17 protein-coding genes are annotated in these 24,625 nt (G+C 68.3%); 14 read left to right on the top strand and 3 right to left on the bottom strand.

The window, feature by feature from the left end; translation table 11 throughout:
* Positions 1-180: 180 nt before the first annotated feature.
* Genes AC07DF_RS30720 through AC07DF_RS30695 form a run of 6 tightly spaced genes read left to right on the top strand, consistent with a single transcriptional unit; the run spans position 181 to position 6,699 of the window.
* A complete protein-coding gene (locus AC07DF_RS30720) occupies positions 181-1,173 on the top strand; it encodes an ABC transporter permease (protein ID WP_478978582.1) in 993 nt (330 codons plus the stop codon).
* On the top strand, positions 1,167-2,039 hold the full coding sequence (locus AC07DF_RS30715) for a carbohydrate ABC transporter permease (RefSeq protein ID WP_478978579.1): 873 nt from the start codon (positions 1,167-1,169) through the stop codon (positions 2,037-2,039). Before AC07DF_RS30720 ends, AC07DF_RS30715 begins: the two co-directional genes overlap by 7 nt.
* Positions 2,040-2,098: 59 nt before the next feature.
* Entirely contained in the window at positions 2,099-3,754 is a 1,656-nt protein-coding gene (locus tag AC07DF_RS30710) for an ABC transporter substrate-binding protein (RefSeq protein ID WP_478978576.1), read from the top strand.
* Positions 3,751-4,008, top strand: a complete 258-nt coding sequence (locus AC07DF_RS30705) for a GH39 family glycosyl hydrolase (protein ID WP_478978573.1) — start codon at positions 3,751-3,753, stop codon at positions 4,006-4,008. The genes AC07DF_RS30710 and AC07DF_RS30705 overlap by 4 nt, the downstream gene beginning before the upstream one ends.
* A 4-nt stretch (positions 4,009-4,012) precedes the next feature.
* Positions 4,013-4,696, top strand: coding sequence for a hypothetical protein (locus AC07DF_RS30700; protein ID WP_478978570.1), 684 nt, complete (start codon positions 4,013-4,015; stop codon positions 4,694-4,696).
* Positions 4,693-6,699: a beta-galactosidase gene (locus tag AC07DF_RS30695; RefSeq protein ID WP_478978567.1), complete on the top strand. Its 2,007-nt coding sequence runs from the start codon at positions 4,693-4,695 to the stop codon at positions 6,697-6,699. Before AC07DF_RS30700 ends, AC07DF_RS30695 begins: the two co-directional genes overlap by 4 nt.
* A 34-nt stretch (positions 6,700-6,733) precedes the next feature.
* Here the strand turns inward: AC07DF_RS30695 and AC07DF_RS30690 are convergent, their stop codons facing one another.
* The 3 genes from AC07DF_RS30690 to AC07DF_RS30680 all read right to left on the bottom strand — a co-directional run bounded on the left by AC07DF_RS30690 (position 6,734) and on the right by AC07DF_RS30680 (position 13,922).
* Positions 6,734-8,056, bottom strand: a complete 1,323-nt coding sequence (locus AC07DF_RS30690; RefSeq protein ID WP_478978564.1) for an RNA-guided endonuclease InsQ/TnpB family protein — start codon at positions 8,054-8,056, stop codon at positions 6,734-6,736.
* Positions 8,057-8,118: 62 nt separating this feature from the next.
* On the bottom strand, positions 8,119-10,098 hold the full coding sequence (locus tag AC07DF_RS30685) for an alpha-glucuronidase (RefSeq protein WP_478978561.1): 1,980 nt from the start codon (positions 10,096-10,098) through the stop codon (positions 8,119-8,121).
* Positions 10,099-10,118: 20 nt separating this feature from the next.
* Positions 10,119-13,922 carry a GH92 family glycosyl hydrolase gene (locus AC07DF_RS30680; RefSeq protein WP_478978558.1) on the bottom strand — a complete coding sequence of 1,268 codons (3,804 nt, stop codon included), beginning with the start codon at positions 13,920-13,922 and terminating at the stop codon, positions 10,119-10,121.
* Between the two features lie 368 nt (positions 13,923-14,290).
* On the opposite strand from AC07DF_RS30680, the gene ngcE reads away from it, so the two are divergent.
* The 8 genes from ngcE (at position 14,291) to dxs (ending at position 24,589) form a co-directional block, all read left to right on the top strand.
* A complete protein-coding gene (gene ngcE, locus AC07DF_RS30675) occupies positions 14,291-15,745 on the top strand; it encodes an N-acetylglucosamine/diacetylchitobiose ABC transporter substrate-binding protein (protein ID WP_478978555.1) in 1,455 nt (484 codons plus the stop codon).
* Positions 15,746-15,786: 41 nt separating this feature from the next.
* Positions 15,787-16,710 carry a carbohydrate ABC transporter permease gene (locus tag AC07DF_RS30670; protein WP_478978552.1) on the top strand — a complete coding sequence of 308 codons (924 nt, stop codon included), beginning with the start codon at positions 15,787-15,789 and terminating at the stop codon, positions 16,708-16,710.
* Entirely contained in the window at positions 16,710-17,633 is a 924-nt protein-coding gene (locus AC07DF_RS30665) for a carbohydrate ABC transporter permease (RefSeq protein ID WP_478978549.1), read from the top strand. The genes AC07DF_RS30670 and AC07DF_RS30665 overlap by 1 nt, the downstream gene beginning before the upstream one ends.
* Positions 17,634-17,816: 183 nt before the next feature.
* Positions 17,817-19,028 carry an ROK family transcriptional regulator gene (locus AC07DF_RS30660; protein ID WP_193477486.1) on the top strand — a complete coding sequence of 404 codons (1,212 nt, stop codon included), beginning with the start codon at positions 17,817-17,819 and terminating at the stop codon, positions 19,026-19,028.
* A gap of 133 nt (positions 19,029-19,161) precedes the next feature.
* Positions 19,162-20,262, top strand: coding sequence for an ABC transporter substrate-binding protein (locus AC07DF_RS30655; RefSeq protein WP_478979271.1), 1,101 nt, complete (start codon positions 19,162-19,164; stop codon positions 20,260-20,262).
* Between the two features lie 117 nt (positions 20,263-20,379).
* Positions 20,380-21,171 (top strand): ATP-binding cassette domain-containing protein, encoded by a 792-nt coding sequence (locus AC07DF_RS30650; RefSeq protein ID WP_478978545.1) that lies wholly within the window; start codon positions 20,380-20,382, stop codon positions 21,169-21,171.
* Positions 21,168-22,469 (top strand): sugar ABC transporter permease, encoded by a 1,302-nt coding sequence (locus AC07DF_RS30645; protein WP_478978542.1) that lies wholly within the window; start codon positions 21,168-21,170, stop codon positions 22,467-22,469. The genes AC07DF_RS30650 and AC07DF_RS30645 overlap by 4 nt, the downstream gene beginning before the upstream one ends.
* Before the next feature lie 188 nt (positions 22,470-22,657).
* Positions 22,658-24,589: a 1-deoxy-D-xylulose-5-phosphate synthase gene (gene dxs / locus AC07DF_RS30640; protein WP_478978540.1), complete on the top strand. Its 1,932-nt coding sequence runs from the start codon at positions 22,658-22,660 to the stop codon at positions 24,587-24,589.
* Positions 24,590-24,625 lie beyond the last annotated feature (36 nt).

The following is a 24,625-nucleotide window of genomic DNA, read 5'->3' as shown; positions in this document are numbered from 1 at the left end:
GGGCGATAGCCCCTGGGGTCTACCCAGGTTCATCGGGGTTCCAACGCGGCACACGCGCCCCGTCCGACTGCCGCAGCACCCATTGACAGCGCTTTCTGGTGCCCTTAAGTTGCCGCGAAGTTACCGGTAAGCGCTCGAAAGTTTCGGTTCCGCGTCCCTTGCCCACGGGAGGCCCGAGCAATGAGCACGTCCACCACATCGGCCCCGCCGGGCACTCAGGACCCGCCTTCGGCCAGAGCCGCACCCCGCCGCCGTGAACGGGCACCCGCCCGCACCAGCTGGCGGCGGGCGCTGCGCCGCGACTGGCAGTTGTACTCACTGGCAATCCTGCCGCTGCTGTTCTTCCTGGTCTTCCGCTATCTGCCGATGATCGGCAACGTGATCGCCTTTCGCCGCTTCGAGCCCGGAGGGTCGATCTTCGGCGAGGAGTGGGTGGGGCTGCGCTATGTGGAGATGTTCCTCAGCGACCCCACCTTCTGGCAGGTGTTCCGGAACACGCTGTGGATCGGCGGACTCACCCTGCTGTTCTGCTTCCCGGTCCCGATCGTGCTGGCGCTGCTGCTCAACGAGGTGCGCCGGCGCTCCCTGAAGCGGTTCGTGCAGTCGGTGTCCTACCTTCCGCACTTCCTGTCGATCGTGATCGTCGCGGGCATCACGATGCAGATGCTGGCCAGCGACGGCCCTGTCAACCACGTCCTCGGCTGGCTCGGGCACGAACCGATCCGCTTCATCCAGGAACCCGAGTGGTTCCGCACCATCTACGTCGGCTCGGAGATCTGGCAGACCGCCGGCTGGGGCACGATCCTCTACCTCGCCGCGCTCACCACGATCGACGAGGACCTGTACGAGGCGGCGCGCATCGACGGGGCCAACCGCTGGCAGCAGATCTGGCACGTCACCCTGCCCGGCATCCGGCCCACCATGGTCACGCTGCTGATCCTCAACATCGGCACGTTCATGGTGGTCGGCTTCGAGAAGGTGCTGCTGCTGTACAACCCGCTGACCTATCCGACCGCCGACGTGATCTCGACGTATGTCTACCGGTCCGGTGTGGAGTCCAACAGCTTCAGCTACGCCGCCGCCATCGGACTGTTCGAGGCGATCATCGGCCTCGTCCTCATCACGTCCGCCAACCAGCTCTCGCGTCGCACAGTGGGGACGAGCCTGTGGTGAAGCCGAGCCGTTCCTACCGGGTCTTCCAGGGCGTCAACGGGGTGGTCCTCACCCTGGTCGTGCTGGTGACGCTGTATCCCTTCGCCAACATCCTGGCGCGGTCCTTCAGCGGGGAGCGGCAGATCCGGGCCGGTGAGGTGACCCTGCTGCCCAAGGGGTTCAACCTCACCACGTACGAGATCGTGTTCCAGGACGAGATGTTCTGGCGGAACTACGGCAACACCGTGCTGTACACGGTCGTCGCGACGGCCGTGGCCATGGTGCTGACGACGTGTTACGCCTATGTGCTGTCGAAGAAGAACCTCAAGGGGCGCGGCGTGCTCGTCGGCGTCGCCGTGTTCACCATGTTCTTCACCGGCGGACTGATCCCGAACTACATCCTGGTCACCAGCCTCGGCCTGAAGAACAGCGTCTGGGCGATCGCCCTGCCGAACGCGATCAGCGTCTTCAACCTTCTGGTGATGAAGGCCTTCTTCGAGAATCTGCCGACCGAGCTGGAGGAGGCCGCGCAGATCGACGGCCTGAGCACCTACGGCACCCTCTTCAGGATCGTCCTTCCGCTGTCCAAGGCGGTCGTGGCGACGATGGTGCTCTTCTACTCGGTGTCCTTCTGGAACTCCTGGTTCAGCGCGTTCCTCTATATGGACCGAACCGATCTGATGCCGGTCACCGTCTACCTCCGCAACCTGATCCAGGGCGCCACGGGCGGTGGCAACGCGGGCGCGGGCACCGAGCAGCTCAGCCAGGTCGCCGCGAACATCCAGTCGGTGACCATCGTCCTCACCGCCCTGCCGATCCTCTGCGTGTACCCCTTCGTCCAGCGCTACTTCGTCTCGGGCGTGATGCTCGGCGCGGTCAAGGGCTGACGCCGCCCCCGCAACACCCCGCCGCCTCCTCAACTCGCCTACGGAACAAAGGAGTCTCCGTGCAGAACGCAGGACAGCTCTCGCGGCGCCAGATACTCGCCGCCGCCGGCTTCATCGGGCTCGCCACGGTCACCGGCTGCGGCAGCGGCGAGGACGGAGGCGACTCCAAGGACCTTTCCAAGAAGCAGAACGGCGCGATGAAGAACTACCGGGCCGGCCAGCAGTTCAAGGCGGCCAAGCCACTGTCCTTCTCGGTGCTGCACAACAACAACCCGGTCTACCCGATGAAGAACGGCTGGCTGTTCTGGAAGGAGCTCACCAAGCGCACCGGGGTCACCCTCGAGCCGGTCGACGTCCCGCTGGCCGACTACGAGAAGAAGCGCAGTGTCCTCATCGGGGCCGGCGACGCCCCGTTCCTGATCCCCAAGACGTACCATCCCTCCGAGGTCGCCTTCGTCTCCTCGGGGGCCGTCCTCGCGGTCAGCGAGTACGTGAAGCTGATGCCCAACTTCCGCGACAAGGTGCGCAAGTGGAAGCTGGAGCCCGAGCTCGACTCCATCCGCCAGTCCGACGGCAAGTACTACCTGCTGCCCGGCCTGCACGAGAAGGCCAAGTCCGGCTACTCGCTGTCCTTCCGCACGGACGTCCTCGACAAGCACGGCCTGAGCCTGCCCACCACCTGGGACGAGGTGTACGACGTCCTCAAGGCGCTCAAGGAGGAGTACCCCGGCAAGTACCCCCTCTCCGACCGCTGGAGCACCAACACCCCGTTCCCCTGCGGCGCCCTGTTCAGCTACCTCGGCCAGGCCTTCGGCGTCAGAGCCGGCTGGACGTACGACAACATCAGCTTCGACCACAAGGCGCGGAAGTTCGTCTTCACCGGCGCGCAGGACGCCTACCGTCAGATGGTCGAGTACCTGCGCAGACTCGTCGCCGAGAAGCTCATGGACCCCGAGAGCTTCAGCCAGACCGACGACCAGGCCGTGCAGAAGCTCCTCGCCGAGAAGACCTACGCGATGAGCGCCAACCCCCAGGAGCTGGTGCAGAACTACCGCTACAACCTGGGGAAGCAGGTCAAGGGCGCGAAGATCGAGATGATCCCGGTGCCCCTCGGACCCGCCGGTCCCGTGGTGCTGGGCGGCAGCCGTCTGGAGAACGGCGTCATGGTCTCCAGCAAGGCCCTCAAGAGCGACAGCTTCGTCGCGATGATGCAGTTCCTCGACTGGCTCTGGTACTCGGACGAGGGCCAGAAGTTCTGCAAGTGGGGCGTCGAGGGCGTCACCTACACCGAGTCCGGCGACCAGTACACGCTGAAGCCCGGCATCTCCCTCATGGGCTCCGACCCGGACGCCCCGAAGGACCTCCAGAAGGACTACGGCTTCTTCAACGGCGTCTTCACCTACGGCGGCAGCTGGGCCCTGGTCTCCTCCTCGTTCAGCCCGGACGAGAAGAAGTTCCAGGACGCCATGGCCCAGCGCGAGCAACTGCCCATCGACCCGGCCCACCCGCTCCAGTCCTTCGAGCAGGAACAGGCGACCCTCTGGGACACCCCGCTCAAGGACACCGTCATCCAGAACACCCTCCAGTTCGTCCTCGGAAAGCGCCCGATGTCCCAGTGGGACGCCTACCTCGCCGAGCTGAAGTCGAAGAACATGCAGCAGCTCGTCGACCTGCACAACAAGGCCTACGAGCGGTTCAAGAAGGAGAACTCGTGATCCACTGGGTCCCCGATGCGCCGGGCGGCCGGCTCACCGACGCCTGGCGGAGCCGCGTCGGCACCGGCCGGCTCGAACTCGCCCTGCGCGGCGACCACCAGGAGTCGCCGAAGGTCCTGCGGCGCGACATCGGCTTCCGGCACATCCAGGGCCCCGGGCTGCTCAGCGACGGCATGGCGGTGCACCCCCCCTCCCTCGAACTCGGCTTCATGCCGGGCGAGCCGCCGAGCGGCGCCCGCTCGGCGGGGAGGTGACGGCATGAGCACCGTACGGACCTCGGACTTCGGCACCGGCGCCCTCTCCCGCGCATCCGCATTGATCCACACCGTCCTCACTGTCGAGGCGCTGCTGCTCCTCACCGCCTTCCCGGGCCTGGCCGGACTGCTCCTGCTCGGCCCCGACCCCGCCAACCTCCCGCTCGCGGCCCTGTGCCTGCTGCCCCTCGGACCGGCCCTGTCCGCCGCCCTCTACGCCCTCCACCACCGCAGCCGCGACCTCACCGACCTGCGTCCGGCCCGCGCCTTCCTGCGCGGCTGGCGGCTCAACGCCGTACCGGCCCTGAAGCTGTGGACGCCCCTGCTGGTCTGGCTGATGGTCATCACCTTCACCCTCACCCACTTCTCCGCCACCGGCCTGCCCGGCTGGTGGGCGCTGCTGCTGGCCGCCATCGGCGCCTTCGCTCTCCTCTGGGGCGCGCACGCCCTCGTCCTCACCTCGCTGTTCGCCTTCCGTGCCCGGGACACCGCCCGCCTCGCCGGGTACTTCCTGTTCCGGCACGGCCGCGCCACCCTCGCCGCCGCCTCCCTGCTGATCCTGACGGCCGCGCTGACCGCCCTGCTGACCGAGGCCCTGCCCGCCCTGCTGGCCGCCCCGCTGCTGCTGTCCCTGCTGCACGGCAGCCGCACGGTGATCACCGAGACCCAGGAGGAGTTCACGGCATGACCGCGCCCCGCACCCCGAAGATCCCGTACGGCGGCGACTACAACCCAGAGCAGTGGCCCGAGGACGTCTGGGACGACGACCACCGCCTGTTCACCAGGTCCGGCATCGACACGCTCACCGTCGGCGTCTTCACCTGGTCCCTCACCCAACCGGCCCCGGACAGCTACGACTTCACGATTCTGGACCGCATCCTGGACCGGTCCGCCGCCGAGGGCCGTCAGGTGTGCCTTGCGACCGGCACGGCCGCGCTCCCGCCCTGGCTCGCCAAGCGGCACCCCGAGGCCAACCGCACCGACTTCGAGGGCCGCCGCCACCGCTACGGCCAGCGCCACAACTTCTGCCCCAGCTCCCCGGCGTACCGCGAACACGCCACCGCCGTGGCCTCCCGCCTCGCCGCACGGTACGCGCACCACCCGGCCCTGCTCGCCTGGCACATCAACAACGAGTACGGCGGCGCCTGTTACTGCGACCTGTGCGCCGAGGCGTTCCGGGAGTGGCTCCGGGACCGGCACGGCACCCTCGACGCCCTCAACGACGCCTGGTGGACCACCTTCTGGTCGCACCGCTACACCGACTGGGACCAGATCGAGCCGCCCAACGCCCTCACCGAGCACTGGCGCGGCCCCGACCACACCGCGTTCCAGGGCATCACCCTCGACTACTTCCGCTTCACCACCGACGCCCTCCTCGGCTGCTTCCTCGCCGAGAAGGAGGTGATCCGCGCCCATGACCCCGACACGCCCGTCACCACCAACTTCATGGGCACCTTTCGCCCCCTCGACTACCACCGCTGGGCGCCCCACCTCGACTTCGCCTCCTGGGACAGCTATCCGCCCCTGGACGCCCCGCCGACCCGGCCCGCCCTCGCCCACGACCTGATGCGCGGCCTGAAGGACGGCGCCCCGTTCTGGCTGATGGAACAGACGCCCTCCACCACCGCCTGCCGTGACGTCAACCCGCTCCGGCGGCCCGGCGAACTCCGTCTCGCCACCTTCCAGGCCATCGCCCACGGTGCCGACGCCGCCCTGTACTTCCAGATGCGCGCCTCACGGGGCGCCTGCGAGAAGTACCACGGGGCGGTCATCGGCCACGCGGGCCGCGACGACACCCGCGTCTTCCGCGAAGTCGCCGCCCTGGGAAGGGAACTGGAAGCCCTGGGCGACCGCACGCTCGGCGCCCGCACCCCGGCCCGCACCGCCCTCCTCTTCGACTGGGACAGCTGGTGGACCCTGGAGATCTCCGACGGCCCGTCCCGGCTGGTCAAGTACCCGGACGTGGTCCACGCCTACTACCGGGCCGCCCGCGAGGCCGGCGCCGACGTGGACGTCATCCCGCAGACCGCCGACCTCACAACCTACGACGTGGTCCTCGCCCCCACCCTCCACATGGTCAAGGGCGACCTCGCCACCCGCCTCGAAGCCGTCGCCGCACGCGGCGGCACGGTCCTGGCCACCTTCCTCTCCGGCCGCGTCGACGCACACGACCGCGCCTTCCTCACCGACGTGCCCGGTCCGCTCGCCCCCCTCATGGGCGTCCGCGTCGACGAATGGGACGCCCGAGCACCGGAGTTCGCCCAGACCGTCCCGGAGCTCGGGGCAGAGGCGCGGCTCGTCTTCGAGATCGTGCTCCCGCGCGGCGCCGAGCCGGTCGCCACCTACGGCACCGACTTCTACGCGGGCACCCCGGCCGTCACCCGCAACCGCTTCGGCGAGGGCGAGGGCTGGTACGTCGCCACCGCCCTCGACCAGCCGGGCGTCGACGGGATCGTCCGCCGCATCCTGGCCCGCCACGACCTGCTCGGCCCCTACGCAGGCCACCCGGAGGTCGAGACGGCCACCCGCGTCGCCCCCGACGGCACCCGCCTGCTCTTCCTCCTCAACCACGCCCGGGAACCGGCCCACCTCACCGCCCACACCACCGCCACCGACCTGCTCACCGGAAAGCGGGTGGACCAGGGCGAACCCCTGGTCCTCGACTCCCTGGGCGTGGCGATCCTTCATTGAAGTGCTCTCCCGGCTGAAGCCGGGAGATTCCCTCCTACCTTGCGGTGGCGGGCTTGACGCCTCGTGGGCGCCTGACGACTGCCCTCCCGGCAGCCGGGATGAGCGCGTGGCCCATCCGGTACAGGTGCAGGATGTTCCGGGCGGCGTTGTGGTCGGCATTGCCCGACCATCCGCAGTCCGGGTTCTTGCACACGAACGTGGCCTGATCCTCCCGGCTGCCCGGTGTGATGAAGCCGCATGCGCAGCAACGCAGGGAGGTGTTCGGTGCGGGGACCTTGCGCAGGGCGCCGCCGTGGCGTGCGGCTTTGTAGGTCAGCATCGTCACGGTGCGACCCCATGCCTCTTGGCTGATGGAGCGGTTCAGGCCGGACTTCTGCGCGACGTTCTTCCCTGGGCTGTCGATGGTGCCCTTGGCGGACTTGACCATGTTCGGGATGTCCAGTTCTTCCACCACGATCACGCCGTATGTGCGGGCGAGTTTGGTGGTGGTCTGGTGCTGCCAGTCGGTGGCGCGGCGCGTGGCTGTTGCGCGTAGCCGCTTGATCTGATCGTAGGTGTTCCACAGTCGGCGGGAGGTCTTCTCTCCGCGTTTGCGGAAGCTCTTGCGGTGCGCGGCGCGCCGCTCCAGACGGAGCAGCTTGGCCTTCTCGCCGGGGTTCAGCCACTTTTCGCGGTCGGCTGTGCCGTCTTCGAGCCGCGAGGGGCGGCGGTGGTCCTGGTGGTTGCCGTCGGACAGGGCGAGCGGGACGTTGACACCGACGTCGATACCGACCTCGGGACCGGTGTGCGGCTCGGGGGCGGCATCGAGGGTCTGGACGCGGAAGGCGATGTGCCAGCCGAGCGCGTCCTTGATCAGCCGGGCACCGGTGATCCGGTTGTCCTTGTCGGCGTGCCCGCCGACCGGGAGGTCCCTGGTCCAGCGGAAGCGGATCCGGCCAACCTTGGGGATGTTGACCATGCCCCAGCGCCGGTGCACGCGCGTGATCTGCAGGTCGCGGCCCTGCGGGATGTCCACGGACATCACCGTGCGCAGGCGGGCCTTGAACTTCGGCTCGTCGGCCCGGCCTTCCCAGCAGTTCTTCCAGGCCTGGTGGTACGTCTTCAGCACCGCCTGGGCGGCCTGGGCGGGAAGGACGGCGAGCCAGTCGATCTCCTTGCGGGCCTGCCGGATCGCCTCGTCCGCGGCCTTGAGGGACCGGCGGCACTTCGGCGTCATCGTCCAGAAGTCGTGCAGGAGATTCCACGTCGCGCGTGCGGCATAAGCCTGGGCGTCGATGAGTTGGACCTGTGCAGGGGTCAGCGCCAGCCGGGCGCGATGCCCGAACAGCCGCCTCACTTGCGCACGTTCCGTGGTCACGCGATCACTGTAGTGTTTGGTTCATGTCGCCACGGGCGTCTCCGCCCGACTCATGCGCAAGATCAAAGGTAGATCCTCCGCCCCTGCTCGTCAGGCACCCCGGACTTGCGGAAGAAGTAGCTGTTGATCTGGTCGCGCCACTCGCGGGCGCCGCGGAGCTGCTCCTCGTAGCGCTCCGCCACCCGCGCGTGGCGCACGGGATCCATCAGCCCGGCCAGCGAGGCCCACACCTCCTGGGCCTCCTCGACCTCCGCCACGCCCTCGAAGTGTGTGTCGTAGATGTGCTGGATCACCGTCTTGCCGCTGTGCAGGGTGTGCCCGTACGACACGTGGTGGAAGAACAGCAGCAGCTCGTCGGGGCAGGTGCCCAAAGACTCGTACAGCTCGGCCCACGGCTTGGCGTACTGCCCGGCGTAGCCCGTGCCGGTCGCCACAGTGCGGTCGACGCCGATCCCGTCCCGGTCGGCGAAGTGGTAGGTCCCCCACGGGCTGTACTCGTATCCGTCCACGCTCGGCCCGTAATGGTGCCCCGGCTGCACCATGAAACCCACGCCGAGGGGAGCGGTGTACTTCTCGTACGTCCGCCACGAGCCGTCGAGCACGGCGTGCAGCCCTTCCGCCGGCCCCGGCCCGAAGGTGAGCCCGATCCACTCGCCGAGCACCTCGCCCGGCTCGGCGTCCGGCTGCCAGGCCAGCCGCCCGAAGGTGTAGAGGTTCGCCTGGGCGAGGGGATGCCCGGTCCAGAACGGGTCGTCTCCGGCGTTGGACACGGCGATCAGCCCGCCCCGCGCCAGTTCCCCCACGGACGACTCCGGCCGGTGCCGGAACCGCAGTACCTCGCTCCACATCGGCCCCAGCCAGCAGACGTGCCGCTGCTGCCCGGTGTACTCCTGGGTGGCTTGCAGCTCCACCGCAAGCCGGGTGCAGGGCATCGCCCCGATCAGCGGCGAGACCGGCTCGCGCACCTGGAAGTCGATCGGCCCGTGCTTCACCTGGAGCACGGCGTTGGCGGCGAACGCGCCGTCCAGCGGCACGAAGTGGTCGTAGGCGGCCCGGGCCCGGTCCGTCCTCCGGTCCCGCCAGTCCTGGCAGTGGTCGTAGACGAACGCCCTCCAGTGCACGGTGCCGCCGTGCGGTTCCAATGCGGCGGCCAGCAGGTTCGCCCCGTCGGCGTGGCTGCGGCCGTAGGCGAACGGCCCCGGTTGGCCCTCCGAGTCGGCCTTCACCACGTACCCGCCGAAGTCGGGGATCGCCTCGTACACCGCTGCTGTGGCCTCGGCCCACCAGCCGCGCACGGTTTCGTCCAGCGGGTCGGCCGTGAGCAGCCCGCCGAGCACCACCGGCGCGGCGAAGGACACCGACAGGTGGGTGCGGACCCCATAGGGCCGCAGCGCATCGGCGATCGCGGCGACCTCGCCGATCCGGTCGGTCAGCAGATGTGCCTCGGTCTCGTGCACGTTGACGTTGTTGACGGCGACCGCGTTGATCCCGCACGCCGCGAGCAGCCTGCCGTACGCCCGCACCCGTTCCAGGTCCTTGCGCGCCCGTCCGTCCTCCCAGAACAGCGAGCCGCCCGCGTACCCGCGTTCCACCTGGCCCATGACCGGGTGCACGACGACGTTGTCCCAGTGGTCGAGCATGCGCAGGGCGAGAGCGGGGTGATGGGTCTCCCGCGCCCGCTCGCCGGAGAACGCCGCCTCCCCGAGCCGTACGACATGGAACAGGCCGTAGAGCAGCCCGCGTCCGCCGGAGGCGGTGACCGTCGTCGTGGCGTTCTCCCGGGCGACCGTGTAGTCCTCGTCACCGAGGTCATGGACGCCGAGGTCGAGGACCAGGTCGTACGCGCCGCCCTCCGGCTCGGCGTCGCGCACGACCCGGCCCCCGAACCGCAGGCAGGCCTCCGCCACCTCCCCGTGCACCGTCTCCTCCAGCGGGCCCGAGCCACGGATCAGCGTCCGTCGGCCGCCGACCGCCCGGAAGGCGGCGGACGGCAGCCAGGCCGGGTCGACACCCTCGGGCAGGACGGGCACGGGAAGCGGCATGAGACCCCCAACTCGATTGCTCAGGAGAGCAGTTCGACCTCCGCCAGGGTGCCCTCGCCGTCGAGGACCAGGCGGTATTTCTCGTACGTACCCGGTGACCTCACCGTGAACGCGCGTGTCTGCCTGTCCCATGTGAAGGACTCATCGGAGCGCCGGTCCAGGGTCCGCCAGGTCGTGCCGTCAAAGGAGCCCTGGAGCGTCCAGCCGGCCGGCGCCTTCGACCGGTCCGTCGACGAGGTCAGCGTGTACTGGACCGCCTCGGCGCCCTCCGGGACCGGCAGGTCCACGGACGTCACCGCCGCGTCCGTCGCCGACGTGTCGTCGAACAGGGCACCCTCGCCCTTCAGCACGTCCGCGCGGGGCGTCGGCACCTCGTCGTCCCGGGTGATCGACACGGGCGCGGCGTGCTTGCCCGTGCCCCAGGACGACGGCCGCGGGCCCATGTCGAACTCCAGGACACCGCCCTTGGCGACCACCGAGTGCGGCAGGGAGGTCTTGGACCACGTCCGGCCGTTGACCTTCAGCCCCTGCACGTACACGTTCTTCGCGCTGTTCCGCGGCGCCTTCACCACCAGCTCGCGCCCGTTCTCCAGACGCACGGTCGCCTTCGTGAACAGCGGTGAGCCGATCGCGTACTCGCCGCTGCCCATCACCAGCGGGTAGAAGCCGAGCGCGGAGAACAGGTACCAGGCCGACTGCTCGCCGTTGTCCTCGTCGCCGTGGTAGCCCTGGCCGATCTCGCTGCCCGTGTACAGGCGCGACAGCACCTCGCGGACCTTCTCCTGCGCCTTCCAGGGCTGCCCGGCCGCGTCGTACATGTAGATCGCGTGGTGGGCGACCTGGTTGGAGTGCCCGTACATGCCCATCCGCACGTCCCGCGCCTCGGTCATCTCGTGGATGACACCGCCGTAGGAGCCGACGAACTCCGGGGAGGCCGTCTCCGGTGTGGAGAAGTAGTCGTCGAGCTTGTCTCCCAGGCCCTTCCGGCCGCCGTACAGATTCGCCAGGCCCCGGCTGTCTTGCGGGGCGGTAAATGCGTATCCATACCCATTTGTCTCGGTGTAGTCGTGGCCCCAGACCCGGGGGTCGTACTTCGAGGACTCGACCCGCCAGTCGCCCTTGGCGTCCCGGCCCTGGAAGAACCCGGCCTGCGTGTCGAAGAGGTTCACATAGTCCTGGGCGCGGTTCAGGAAGTACTCCGACTCCTCCTTGTAGCGCCGCTCGCCGGTCTCCTCGTAGAGCTTTTGGCCCATGCGGGAGATGCCGTAGTCGTTGAGGTAGCCCTCCAGCGCCCACGACAGGCCCTCGTGCGTCTCGGTGCTGGTGTAGCCGAGGAAGGGGGAGGTGGTCATGCCCTTGCGGCCGACGCCCGGGTTCGGGGGGACGACCATCGCGTTCTTCACGGCCGCGTCGTACGCCGCCTTCGCGTCGAAGTCGACACCCTTGACGTACGCGTCCGCGAACGCCACGTCCGAGGATGTGCCCGTCATGAGGTCCGCGTAGCCGGGGGAGGACCAGCGCGAGGTCCAGCCGCCGTCCTTGTACTGCTGCACGAACCCGTCGACCAGCTCACCGGCCCGCGACGGGGTCAGGAACGAGTACGCGGGCCAGGTCGTCCGGTAGGTGTCCCAGAAGCCGTTGTTGACGTACACCTTGCCGTCGACGATCTTCGCGCCGGTGTGGGTCGGGGTGTCCGGGTTCGGCATGGGGGAGAAGGGCGAGGCGTACTTGTGCTTCCCGCCGACCTTCTCGAAACCGGAGTTCGGATACAGGTAGAGCCGGTAGAGGCTGGAGTACAGCGTCGTCAGCTGGTCCGGTGTCGCGCCCTCGACCTCGACCTTGCCGAGCAGCCGGTCCCACTGCCGCTGGGCGCTCCTCTTCACCGCCTCGAAGGACCGGCCTTCGGGGATCTCCTGGCGGAGGTTGTCCTTCGCCTGGTCGACGCTGATCAGCGAGGTCGCCAGGCGCAGGGTGACGGTCCGGTCGTCGGCCTTGAAGCGCAGATGGCCCTTGACTCCGGACGACGAGCCCTCGGTCACCGGCTTGTCGAACGCGCCGTAGACGAACAGCCGGGTCGCGCCCGTCGAAAGACCGGACTTCACGTCCGAGTAGCCGGTGACGATCCCGTTCTCCTTGTCGAGGGTCAGGCCGGCCTGGTCGGTGACGTTGTCGAAGAGGACGCTCGCGTCGTCGCCCGGGTAGGTGAAGCGCAGGGCGGCCGCGTGGTCGGTCGGCGCCATCTCGGCCTTCAGCCCGTTCTCGAACCGCACCCCGTAGTAGTAGGGCCGCGCGGTCTCGTTCTCGTGCCGGAAGGCCAGCTCCCGTGCCTCCCGGCCCAGGTCGGGGGTGCCGGCCGCGATGGACGGCATCACCTGGAAGGTCTGCCGGTCGCCCATCCAGGGACTGGGCTCATGACTCGCGCTGAACGCCTGGATCGTCGGCAGGTTGTCGGAGTTGTTGGACCGCGCGTAGTCGTACAGCCAGCTCAGCGAGCCCGCGTTGGTCACCGGCGTCCAGAAGTTGAAGCCGTGCGGCACCGCCGTAGCCGGGAAGTTGTTGCCCCGCGAGAAGCCGCCGCTGGAGTTGGTGCCCCGGGTCGTCACCGCGTAGTCGGACAGCTGCGCCTTCGGCCGCTCGGGAGCGGCGGACTCGAGGGTCACGTCGTCCAGCCAGCCCCGGAACTTCGCCGGGCCCTTCGGGGAGTCGTACGCCACCAGGATCCGGTCCACGGTCTTCCCGGCCGCGACCGACCCGATCCGCGAGGCCACGTTGTTCCACTGGTTGACGTAGAGGATCTTCGCCTCGCCCTGCCCTCGCGGCGTCAGCGGGAAGCCGTGCTGGTCGGTGGCGCGCAGCTGGCTCAGGTGGGTGCCGTCGGTGAAGGCGAGGTCGACGGAGACGTTCGTCGCGTCGTAGTCCAGGTCGCCGTCCGCCATCGACGGGAAGATCCGGTAGCCCAGCCGCGTGTTCCGGCCGACGGCCACGTTCACGTCGAAGACCTTGTTGTACGAATAGGCCCGCCCGTCGGCGGTGTGCCGGCCGGCGTAGCGCAGGGCCCGCTTCCCGGTGAACCCGGCGCCCGCCTTCGCGGTGGGAGAGCCGCTCGGGCCGCGGTCGACGAGGGAGAGCATGTCCTGCGGGACGGGGCCGTCACCGCCGCCCGTGGACAGCTGGAGGTCGGCGAGCTGGAGGATGTCGCCGCCGTTGTTGCCGGTGATGTCGAGCCGGAAGTGCCGGTACTCGGCCGAGGCGGATTCCGCCAGGTCGTACGTCTTTGTCTGGAACCGCTCGGAGAAGGACTCGCCGGAGCGGGAGTCGAGGGTCTTCCAGTCCTTGCCGTCGGCGGAGCCCTTCAGGGTCCAGGCCTTCGGGTCGCGTTCGGCGTGGTCGTTGGCCGACGTCAGTGCGTATCGCACCAGTTTGACTGGTTTGTCCAAGCCGAACTCGGCCCAGCCGGTGGGCTCGAAGGTGAGCCACTTGGTGCTCGGTTCGCCGTCGACGAGGTTCTCCTTCACCTCGCCCCCGCCCGTGTTCTCGGCACTGGCCCGGACGTCGGTGACCTGGTCGGTGACATTGCCCGGTATGCCGCTGCTGTAGCCGCCGTCGACACCCGAGGCCCGCTTGCTTCCGTCGGGCGCGGTGTCGACGGTGTTCAACCAGTCCGGAACCGGGTCGTCCGCCTCGAAGGAGGAGGCGAACCCCCGATCGGGTCTCTCGGGGGCCTCGGGCAGTGCGACCGCAATGCCCTGTGAACCCAGGGCCACGGCGAAGGCGGTCGCCGACACGACCGCCGAACCCCATCTGTGCCGAGCTTTACGCTCCATCAACGGGTACCCTCCCTGCGCAGTGGACAACGTTGTCAACTTCGACGCGCAAGGACCAGTAGTTGCCCAAGTGGTGAGGAGTGTCAAGGGTGTTGGTTGTGGCATTCAGGGGCGGCGGCCGGGATATTTCCGCCGAGGAGTACACGGACCGCTCGACTTTCCGCGAGGTCTCAACTCGGATAAGACCCACGGCCAACCTTGTGTTCGATCTTGATCCGCTGGCGGGAAGTGGACTATACCTGTCGGGCGCTTCACACCATCCACACGTCACCACCCGCACTTTCCTGCACGACCCAGCTTGACCCGATCGCGGTGCCGGGGAGGATCCGGTTCACCGCCTGAGTCCTGGAGAAGGCGAGGACTTGAGCATGGGATCCACTTCCGCCGAGAGTCACGGCACCGAGGGTGTCGGCCGCCGTGATCTGATCAAGAGGTCCGCCGCGCTCGGGCTGATCTCCGTACCGACGATGAGTTTCCTGTCCGCCTGCGCCAGCAGCGGCGGCGACGACAGCGGCGACAAGGCCAAGGCCGGCAAGAAGACCGCGGAGAACCCGCTCGGTGTCAACGACACGGCGGGCATGGAATTCGTCCTGTTCGACGGCGGCTTCGGCAAGGAGTACGCCGAGGACGCCGTGAAGATCTACGAGAAGAACTTCCCCAAGGTGAAGGTGAAGTTCTCCGCCACCCAGAAGATCCAGTCCACGCTCCAGCCCCGCTTCAACCAGGGCACCCCGCCGGACCTCATCGACAACTCCGGCGCCGAGCAGATGGACATGGGCGTCCTGGTCGGCAAGGACCAGCTCACCGACCTCACCCCGCTGCTGGACGCGCCCTCCTACGACGACCCGGACAAGAAGGTCCGGGACACGCTGCGCCCCGGCATCGTCGAGATGGGCCAGTTCGACGGGGAGAAGGTCTGGATCTTCTACTACGCCTACACGGTCTACGGCGTCTGGTACTCGCAGAAGGCCCTGGACTCGCTCGACGAGCAGTACCCCGAGACCTGGGACCAGATGCTCGCGGTCTGCGAGAAGGCCAAGAAGAAGGGCATGGCGGGCTGGACGTACGCGGGCAAGTACCCGTACTACCTGCCTTTCTCGCTCTACCCGATGATCGGCAAGGTCGGCGGCGTCGAGGTCCTGGACGCCATCGACAACCTGGAGCCCAACGCCTGGAAGCACCCGGCCGTCAAGGCCTGCTTCGAGGCCTACTACGAGCTCTTCAAGAAGGGCTACATCCTCAAGGGCACCCCCGGTCTGGACCACATCCAGTCGCAGACCGCCTGGGCCCAGGGCAAGGCGCTGTTCATCCCGAACGGCTCCTGGGTGGAGAACGAGTCGGCCAAGGTCATCCCCGAGGACTTCGCCCTGTCCGTCTCCGCGCCCACCGGACTCGACTCCTCCGACAAGCTGCCCTTCGGCACCATCTGGGCCTCCGGTGGCGAGCCCTTCATCGTCCCGTCCAAGGCGAAGAACGCCGAGGGCGGCATGGAGCAGCTGCGCATCATGCTCAGTGAGGCGTCCTCGAAGAACTTCACGAGCAAGGTGAAGTCGCTGACCGCGTACAACGGCGGCACCGACGGCATCGCCCTCACCCCGGGTCTGAAGTCGGGTGTCGCGGCCCTGGAGAAGGCCGGCGACAACGTGGTGAACCCCCGTCTCCAGGACTGGTACGTGCAGTTGCAGAAGGAGAAGATCGGTGTGTCCGGCCTGGGCGAGATGATGGCAGGCCGCCTCACCCCGGCCGAGGCGATCAAGAAGATCCAGGGCTTCGCCGACGAGGCCGCCAAGGACGACTCGATCAAGCACTACAAGCACCAGTAACGGCACCGGAAACTCATTTCCGCAACGGCACCGGAGTGGCGATGCAGCACGGCAAGTACCGGTTCATCGTGGGCTTCCTCGCGTTGCCCCTCGGCCTGTACGCGCTCTTCGTGGTCTGGCCGTTCATCCAGTCCATCTACTACTCGTTCACGGACTGGACCGGCCTGAGCCCCGAATTCAAGATGGTCGGCTTCGACAACTACAGCCGGCTGCTCGACGACGAGATCTTCTGGAAGTCGTTGCAGCACAGTCTGCTGTTCGCGCTTCTGCTGCCGGTCGTCACGATCAGCCTGGCGCTGTTCTTCGCCTTCATGATCAATGTCGGCGGACGGAAGAGGAGGAACGGACCGGTGGTCACCGGCGTCCGGGGCTCCTCGTTCTACAAGATCGTCTATTTCTTTCCGCAGGTGCTGTCCATCGCCATCGTCGCGCTGCTGTTCGCGTTCGCGTACAACCCGGACAGCGGCGCGATCAACTCGATCCTGCGCGGGATCGGTCTCGACGTCCAGCCGCTGTGGCTCGGCGACCCCGACCTCGCGCTGTGGGCCGTCATGGCGGTGCTCGTCTGGTCCACGGTCGGCTTCTTCGTGGTGCTCTTCTCCGCCGGCATGGCCTCCATCCCGGCGGAGATGTACGAGGCGGCCCTGCTGGACGGGGCGGGCCGCGCCACGACCTTCTTCCGCGTCACCCTGCCGCTGCTGTGGGACACCGTGCAGTCCGGCTGGGTCTACATGGGCATCCTCGCCCTGGGCGCCGAGTCCTTCGCGGTCGTGCAGATCATGACGACCGGGCCGGGCGGCCCCGACTACTCGACCACCGTCATGGTCCTGTACGTGTACCAGAAGGCGTTCCGTGACGGGCAGGCCGCCTACGCCACCACCATCGGTGTCGCCCTGCTCGTCGTCACGCTGGCCTTCGCCGCCGTGGTGATGCGGCTGGGCCGTCGCGAGCGGCTGGAGTACTGATGAAGACGACGCAGACCCCCGCGCCCGTACCGGCCGAGTCCGGCGCGCCCATCACCAAGGAGGACATCCCGGCGGGCCCGCCGCCGAAGGCGAAGAAGGAAGGCACGGTCCTCAACGTCTTCTCCCACGGCGTCCTGGTCATCTGGGCGTTCATGGTGGTCATGCCGCTGCTGTGGGCGGTGATGACGTCCTTCAAGGACGACCGGTCCATCTTCTCCTCGCCCTGGTCGCTGCCGGACACGCTGCACTTCGACAACTGGTCGCGGGCGTGGACCGAGGCCAACATGAGCGACTACTTCCTCAACACCGTCCTGGTGGTGGGCGGTTCGCTCGTCGGCACGCTGGTGCTCGGCTCGATGGCGGCCTATGTTCTGGCCCGCTTCGACTTCCCGGGCAACCGCTTCATCTACTTCCTCTTCATCGGCGGCATGAGCTTCCCGATCATGCTCGCACTGGTCCCGCTGTTCTACGTCGTGAACAACATGGGCCTGCTGAACACCATCCACGGGCTGATCCTGGTCTACATCGCCTACTCGCTGCCGTTCACGGTGTTCTTCCTGACCGCGTTCTTCCGGACCCTGCCGACGTCCATCGCGGAGGCGGCCTTCGTCGACGGCGCCTCCCACAGCCGTACGTTCTTCCAGATCATGCTGCCCATGGCCAAGCCGGGCCTGATCAGCGTCGGCATCTTCAACTTCCTGGGCCAGTGGAACCAGTACATGCTCCCCACGGTCCTCAACACGGACCCGGACAAGCGCGTCCTCACCCAGGGCCTCGTCCAGCTCGCCGTCAGCCAGGGCTACAAGGGCGACTGGTCCGGCCTCTTCGCGGGCCTGGTGATGGCGATGCTGCCGGTGCTCGCCGCGTACATCGTCTTCCAGCGGCAGGTGGTGCAGGGGCTGACGGCCGGCGCGCTCAAATAACCCTGCGCGTTCGCTCGCGTACACGCCGCTCCCGCTCTCGGGGGCGGCGTGCGGGCGTGTGTCCATGGACCCGGAAACGGTTCAACCTCTTGACGGGAGGCGACCCGAACAGCTCAGCTTAGAGTTCACTAGTTGGACATGGACGGGGTCTCATCGAAGCGGCCCCGCGCGCAGGAGGTCGTCGTGGAGACTCCGGGGTCGCAGTCGTCGCTGCACCGAGCCAACCTGGAGCGGGTCGTACGAGCCGTGCGGCTGGCGGGCTCCCTCACCCAGGCCGAGATCGCACGGACGACAGGCCTGTCCGCGGCGACGGTCTCCAACATCGTCCGGGAGCTGAAGGACGGCGGAACCGTCGAGGTCACGCCCACCTCCGCGGGCGGGCGCCGGGCCCGCAGCGTGTCGCTGAGCGGGGACGCCGGGATCGTCATAGGGGTCGACTTCGGGCACACCCACCTGCGTGTCGCGGTCGGCAACCTCGCCCACCAGGTGCTCGCCGAGGAGTCCGAGCCGCTGGACGTGGACGCCTCCTCGACTCAGGGCTTCGACCGGGCGGAACAACTGGTCAGCCGGCTGATCGAGGCCACCGGGGTCGACCGCTCCAAGATCGCCGGGGTCGGTCTCGGCGTGCCGGGCCCCATCGACGTCGAGTCGGGGACCCTCGGCTCGACCGCCATCCTGCCCGGCTGGACCGGCACCAAGCCCGCCGAGGAGCTGCGGGGGCGGCTCGGCGTGCCGGTGCACGTGGACAACGACGCCAACCTCGGCGCCCTCGGCGAGATGGTCTGGGGCAGCGGCCGCGGGGTGCGCGACCTGGCGTACATCAAGGTCGCCAGCGGTGTCGGCGCCGGTCTGGTGATCAACGGGAAGATCTATCGCGGCCCGGGCGGCACCGCCGGGGAGATCGGGCACATCACACTCGACGAATCCGGCCCCGTCTGCCGCTGCGGCAACCGCGGCTGCCTGGAGACCTTCGCGGCCGCGCGCTATGTGCTCCCGCTCCTGCAGTCCAGCCACGGCACCGACCTGACCATGGAAGGCGTCGTACGGCTCGCGCGGGACGGCGACCCGGGCTGCCGCCGGGTGGTCGCCGACGTCGGCCGCCACATCGGCAGCGGAGTGGCCAATCTCTGCAATCTGCTGAACCCGAGCCGCGTGGTCCTCGGCGGTGATCTCGCCGAGGCCGGTGAGCTGGTGCTCGGGCCGATCCGGGAGTCCGTGGGGCGCTACGCGATCCCCAGCGCGGCCCGGCAGTTGTCCGTTCTCCCGGGCGCCCTCGGCGGCCGCGCGGAGGTCCTCGGAGCGCTCGCTCTCGCCCTCAGCGAGATGGGGGATTCGACGCTTTTGGACGGAACTGCCCCTGGAGTGCTGCAGGCGGCGACGCCCGCCTTCACTTAGAGAACGGATGGCACCGTTGCCATCTCGTTAAGGATTTACTTCTTGACGTCGCACGTGTGGCCGAGTTGACTTCCAGCCACCTCGGCCGCAATGTCGCGGCCTCGTCAGGGAGGTTTCTGAAGTGAACACGCGTATGCGTCGCGCCGCCGTTGCGATTGCCGCCGGTGCGATGGCCGTTTCGCTTGCTGCCTGTGGCAGCGCCAAGGAGTCCGGCGACAACGCCGATTCCAGTGGGTCCGCCAAGAAGGGCGACGACATCAAGGTCGGCCTGCTCCTTCCGGAGAACGCGACCGCCCGCTACGAGAAGTTCGACCGGGTGCTCATCGAGAAGAAGGTCAAGGAGCTCACGGGCAACAAGGGCGAGGTCGTCTACGCCAACGCCAAGCAGGACGCCAGCACCCAGAACCAGCAGGTCGACACGATGGTGACCAACAAGGTCGACGTGCTGATCGTGGACGCGGTGGACTCCAAGGCCATCGCCGGCTCGGTGAAGAAGGCCAAGGACGCGAACATTCCCGTCGTCGCCTACGACCGCCTGGCCGAGGGCCCGATCGACGCCTACACCTCGTTCGACAACGTCACGGTCGGCAAGACCCAGGGCGAGGCCCTGCTGAAGGCCCTGGGCGACAAGGCCAAGGACGGCCAGATCGTCATGATGAACGGGTCCTCCACCGACCCGAACGCCGCCCAGTTCAAGGAGGGCGCGCACTCCGTTCTCGACGGCAAGGTGAAGGTCGGCCGCGAGTACGACACCAAGGAGTGGAAGCCGGAGAACGCCAACGCCAACATGGAGGGCGCCATCTCCGCCCTCGGCAAGGACAAGATCGTCGGCGTCTACTCCGCCAACGACGGCATGGCGGGCGGCATCATCACGGCCCTGAAGGCCGCAGGCATCGCCGACATCCCGGTCACCGGCCAGGACGCCGAACTCTCCGGCGTGCAGCGCATCGTGACCGGCGAGCAGTACATGAGCGTCTACAAGCCCTACCCGCAGGAGGCCGACGTCGCCGCCGAGATGGCCGTCGCGCTCGCCCAGGGCAAGTCGCTCGACTCCATCGCCAAGGACAAGGTCGACAGCCCGACCACCAAGGCCATCCCCTCCGTCCTGGTCCCGGTCGTGTCGCTGACCAAGGACAACATCAAGGACACCGTCATCAAGGACGGCATCTACACCGTGAGCGAGATCTGCACCGGCAAGTACAAGGCCGCGTGCGACAAGATCGGCCTCAAGTAGTCACCCCGAGTTCCTCCGGCGCCCCGCACACCAGCCCCGCAAGCTACGCGGGGCGCCGGAGTGATCACTCCTCCCACACTTCTGCACAACCTCCCGCCGGGTCAGGCGGCGAAGGAGATGGTTCACGTGTCCGCTACGCCCGTGCTGGCGTTGCGCGGGGTCTCCAAGCGGTTCGGTGCCGTACAGGCGCTCACCGACGTAGAGCTTGAGGTCCACGCCGGTGAGGTGGTCGCCCTGGTCGGCGACAACGGCGCCGGAAAGTCCACGCTGGTCAAGACGATCGCCGGCGTGCACCCCATCGATGAGGGCGTCATCGAATGGGACGGCAGGTCCGTCCAGATCAACAAGCCGCACGACGCCCAGAACCTGGGCATCGCGACCGTCTACCAGGACCTCGCGCTGTGCGACAACATCGACGTCGTCGGCAACCTCTACCTGGGCCGGGAGATCCGCAAGCGCGGTGTCCTGGACGAGGTGGAGATGGAGCGCCGCTCCCGCGAGCTGCTCGACACGCTGTCGATCCGCATCCCCAGCGTGCGCATCCCGATCGCCTCGCTCTCCGGCGGTCAGCGCCAGACGGTGGCCATCGCGCGGTCCATGCTCGGCGAGCCGAAGCTGGTCATCCTCGACGAGCCCACCGCCGCCCTCGGCGTCGAGCAGACCGCCCAGGTCCTCGACCTCGTCGAGCGGCTGCGCGAGCGCGGCCACGCCGTCATCCTCATCAGCCACAACATGGCCGACGTCAAGGCCGTCGCGGACAAGGTCGCCGTGCTGCGCCTCGGTCGCAACAACGGCATCTTCGAGGTCAAGTCGACCTCGCAGGAAGAGATCATCTCCGCCATCACCGGCGCCACCGACAACGCCGTGACCCGCCGTGCGGCGCGCACGAACGGGGAGGCTTCCAAGTGAGCATCGACAAGACCTCCGCGACTCCGGGAACCCCCGAGGACCACGTCGTGGAGAACCCCGAGGCTGCCAAGGCCGCCGTCACGGTCGTCGACCCGCGGCTCCTGGTGCGCGAACAGGGCTTCGCGGGCTACGTCACCGAGTTCAAGCGGAAGATGAAGTCCGGTGACCTGGGCTCCATCCCGGTGGTCGTCGGCCTGGCCATCATCTGGATCATCTTCCAGAGCCTGAACTCCAACTTCCTCACCGCGGGCAACCTGTCCGACATGTCCGTCGCCATGGTCGGCACCGGCATGATCGCCGTCGGCATCGTGTTCGTGCTGCTGCTCGGCGAGATCGACCTGTCGGTCGGCTCGGTCAGCGGTGTCGCGGGCGCGAGCTTCGCCGTGCTCAACGTCACCAACGGCATGAACGAGTGGCTGGCCTTCGCGCTGGCCATCGTCACCGGCACGGTCGCCGGCGCGCTGCACGGCTTCTTCTTCGCGAAGATCGGCGTCCCCGCGTTCGCCGTCACGCTGGCCGGTCTGCTGTTCTGGAACGGCTTCATGCTCCAGATCCTGGGCGACAACGGCACGATCAACCTCGACCCGGACGGAGTCGTGGCCCAGCTGACCAGCTACTACTTCTCCGACGTGGCCGCCGCCTACGGTCTGGCCGCGGTCGTGACCGCCGGGTACTTCCTCAGCTCCTTCCTCGGCAACCGGCGGCGCGAGGCCGCGGGCGTGCCGTCGCGGCCGCTGAGCGAGACCATCGTGCGGACCGTGCTGCTGGCGGTCCTCGCCTTCGCCGTCGCGATCGTCTTCAACCAGTACAAGGGCCTGCCGCTGGCCGTGGTGATCTTCATCGTGGTCCTGCTGGTCACGGACTTCGTGCTGCGGCGTACGGCGTACGGGCGCAAGGTGTTCGCACTCGGCGGCAGCGTCGAGGCGTCGCGGCGTGCCGGTATCAACGTGGAGCTGGTCCGGATCTCGGTGTTCGCGATCTCCGGCACGTTCGCCGCGGTCGGCGGTCTGTTCATCGCGTCGAAGATCGCCGCGGCGAACCAGGGCGCGGGCGGCGGTGACCTGCTGATGAACGCGATCGCCGCGGCGGTGATCGGCGGGACCTCGCTGTTCGGCGGTCGCGGGCGTACGTGGAACGCGCTGCTCGGTGTGCTGGTGATCGTGTCGATCCAGTACGGGCTGGCGCTGGAGGGTATTGCTTCTCCGGTGCAGTACATGATCACGGGTGGTGTGCTGTTGGCCACGGTTGTGATCGATGCCGTGACGCGTAAGACGCAGAAGACCGCGGGGCGCGCGTAGCGCTGACCGACCCCCTGTGCCCGGCATCGACAGGTGCCGGGCACAGTTGTGTCGTAGGTGTGGCACAAGTTGGGTACAGCCGAAAGCGTGATGTATGCCCCACGGCCTCGGCGCAGCCCTCAGGGGCGGAACATTAGACTCGACACGCCCGGCAACAGCTCGATCAGCTCTACTGCAAGGAGGCACGGGTGCCGCTGCTGACCCGTATCAGGGGACCGCGCGATCTGGACCGGCTCAGCCTGGAGGAGCTGAACCAGCTGGCGGAGGAGATCCGGAGCTTCCTCGTCGAAGCGGTCTCCAAGACCGGCGGTCACCTCGGCCCCAATCTCGGCGTGGTGGAGCTCACCATCGCCCTGCACCGGGTCTTCGACTCGCCCAGGGACAAGGTGCTCTGGGACACCGGCCACCAGTCCTACGTCCACAAGCTGCTCACCGGCCGTCAGGACTTCTCCAAGCTCAAGATGAAGGGCGGCCTGTCCGGCTACCCCTCGCAAGGAGAGTCCGAGCACGACGTCATCGAGAACTCGCACGCCTCGACCGTCCTCGGCTGGGCCGACGGCATCGCCAAGGCCAACCAGATCAAGGACCGCGACGACCACGTGGTCGCCGTGATCGGTGACGGCGCCCTGACCGGCGGCATGGCCTGGGAGGCGCTGAACAACATCGCCGACGCCAAGGACCGGCCCCTCGTCATCGTCGTCAACGACAACGAGCGGTCCTACGCGCCGACCATCGGCGGCCTCGCCAACCACCTCGCCACGCTGCGGACGACGGACGGCTACGAGCGGTTCCTCGCCCGCACCAAGGAGGTGCTGGAGCGCACCCCCGTGGTCGGCCAGGCGCTCTACGACACCCTGCACGGTGCCAAGAAGGGCCTGAAGGACTTCATCGCCCCGCAGGGCATGTTCGAGGACCTCGGCCTGAAATACGTCGGCCCCATCGACGGGCACGACCTCGAGGCCCTGGAGTCCGCGCTCGCCAAGGCCAAGCGGTTCGGCGGTCCGGTCATCGTGCACTGCCTCACCGAGAAGGGCCGCGGCTACCAGCCCGCCCTCCAGGACGAGGCCGACCGCTTCCACGCCGTCGGCAAGATCCACCCCGACACGGGCCTGCCGATCAAGACCTCCGGCGCCGACTGGACCTCCGTCTTCGGCGACGAGATGGTCGAACTCGGCAAGGAGCGCGAGGACATCGTCGCCATCACGGCCGCCATGCTCCAGCCGGTGGGCCTGGAGAAGTTCGCCAAGCGCTTCCCCGACCGGGTCTACGACGTCGGCATCGCCGAGCAGCACGGCGCCGTCTCGGCGGCCGGCCTGGCGACGGGCGGAGTGCACCCGGTGTTCGCCGTCTACGCCACCTTCCTCAACCGCGCCTTCGACCAGGTGCTGATGGACGTGGCCCTGCACAAGTGCGGTGTCACCTTCGTCCTGGACCGGGCCGGTGTCACCGGCACCGACGGGGCCTCCCACAACGGCATGTGGGACATGTCGATCCTCCAGGTGGTGCCCGGGCTGCGGCTGGCCGCGCCGCGGGACGCCGACCAGGTCCGCGCGCAGCTGCGCGAGGCCGTCGCGGTCGACGACGCGCCGACCGTGGTCCGCTTCTCCAAGGGCGCCGTCGGCCCCGCCGTGCCCGCCGTCGGCCGCGTCGGCGGCATGGACGTGCTGCGCGAGCCCGGCACCGACCGGCCGGACGTCCTGCTGGTCTCCGTCGGCGCCCTCGCGCCGATGTGCCTGGAGATCGCCGGGCTGCTCGACAAGCAGGGCATCTCCACCACCGTGGTCGACCCGCGCTGGGTCAAGCCCGTGGACGAGGCCATGGCCCCGCTCGCCGAGCGGCACCGCGTGGTCGTCACCGTCGAGGACAACAGCCGCGTCGGCGGTGTGGGATCGGCGATCGCGCAGGCGCTGCGCGACGCGGGAGTGGATGTGCCGCTGCGGGACTTCGGCATCCCGCCGCGCTTCCTCGACCACGCCACGCGTGCCGAGATCCTCGCCGAGATCGGCCTCACCGCGCCGGACATCGCCCGGCAGGTGACCGGACTGGTCGCCAAGCTGGACGGGCGGTACGAGCAGGGCGCCGTGGACGCGGTGGACTCCGTGGAGTCCGTGCGCGACTGACGCGGCTCGCGGCGGACGCAGCCGAACGGGTTCCGA

Source organism: Streptomyces sp. NPDC044719, assembly GCF_056433405.1.
The sequence above is the reverse complement of the archived record's forward strand: the minus strand, read 5'-3'. Positions and strand labels throughout refer to the sequence as shown.

Coding starts and splice junctions, on each gene's coding strand:
- AC07DF_RS30670 (WP_478978552.1), top strand. CDS start 15,787: ATGCAGCACGGCAAGTACCGGTTCATCGTGGGCTTCCTCGCGTTGCCC.
- AC07DF_RS30685 (WP_478978561.1), bottom strand. CDS start 10,098: ATGCCGCTTCCCGTGCCCGTCCTGCCCGAGGGTGTCGACCCGGCCTGG.
- ngcE (WP_478978555.1), top strand. CDS start 14,291: ATGGGATCCACTTCCGCCGAGAGTCACGGCACCGAGGGTGTCGGCCGC.
- AC07DF_RS30655 (WP_478979271.1), top strand. CDS start 19,162: ATGCGTCGCGCCGCCGTTGCGATTGCCGCCGGTGCGATGGCCGTTTCG.
- AC07DF_RS30700 (WP_478978570.1), top strand. CDS start 4,013: ATGAGCACCGTACGGACCTCGGACTTCGGCACCGGCGCCCTCTCCCGC.
- AC07DF_RS30695 (WP_478978567.1), top strand. CDS start 4,693: ATGACCGCGCCCCGCACCCCGAAGATCCCGTACGGCGGCGACTACAAC.
- AC07DF_RS30650 (WP_478978545.1), top strand. CDS start 20,380: ATGGTTCACGTGTCCGCTACGCCCGTGCTGGCGTTGCGCGGGGTCTCC.
- AC07DF_RS30720 (WP_478978582.1), top strand. CDS start 181: ATGAGCACGTCCACCACATCGGCCCCGCCGGGCACTCAGGACCCGCCT.
- AC07DF_RS30680 (WP_478978558.1), bottom strand. CDS start 13,922: ATGGAGCGTAAAGCTCGGCACAGATGGGGTTCGGCGGTCGTGTCGGCG.
- AC07DF_RS30665 (WP_478978549.1), top strand. CDS start 16,710: ATGAAGACGACGCAGACCCCCGCGCCCGTACCGGCCGAGTCCGGCGCG.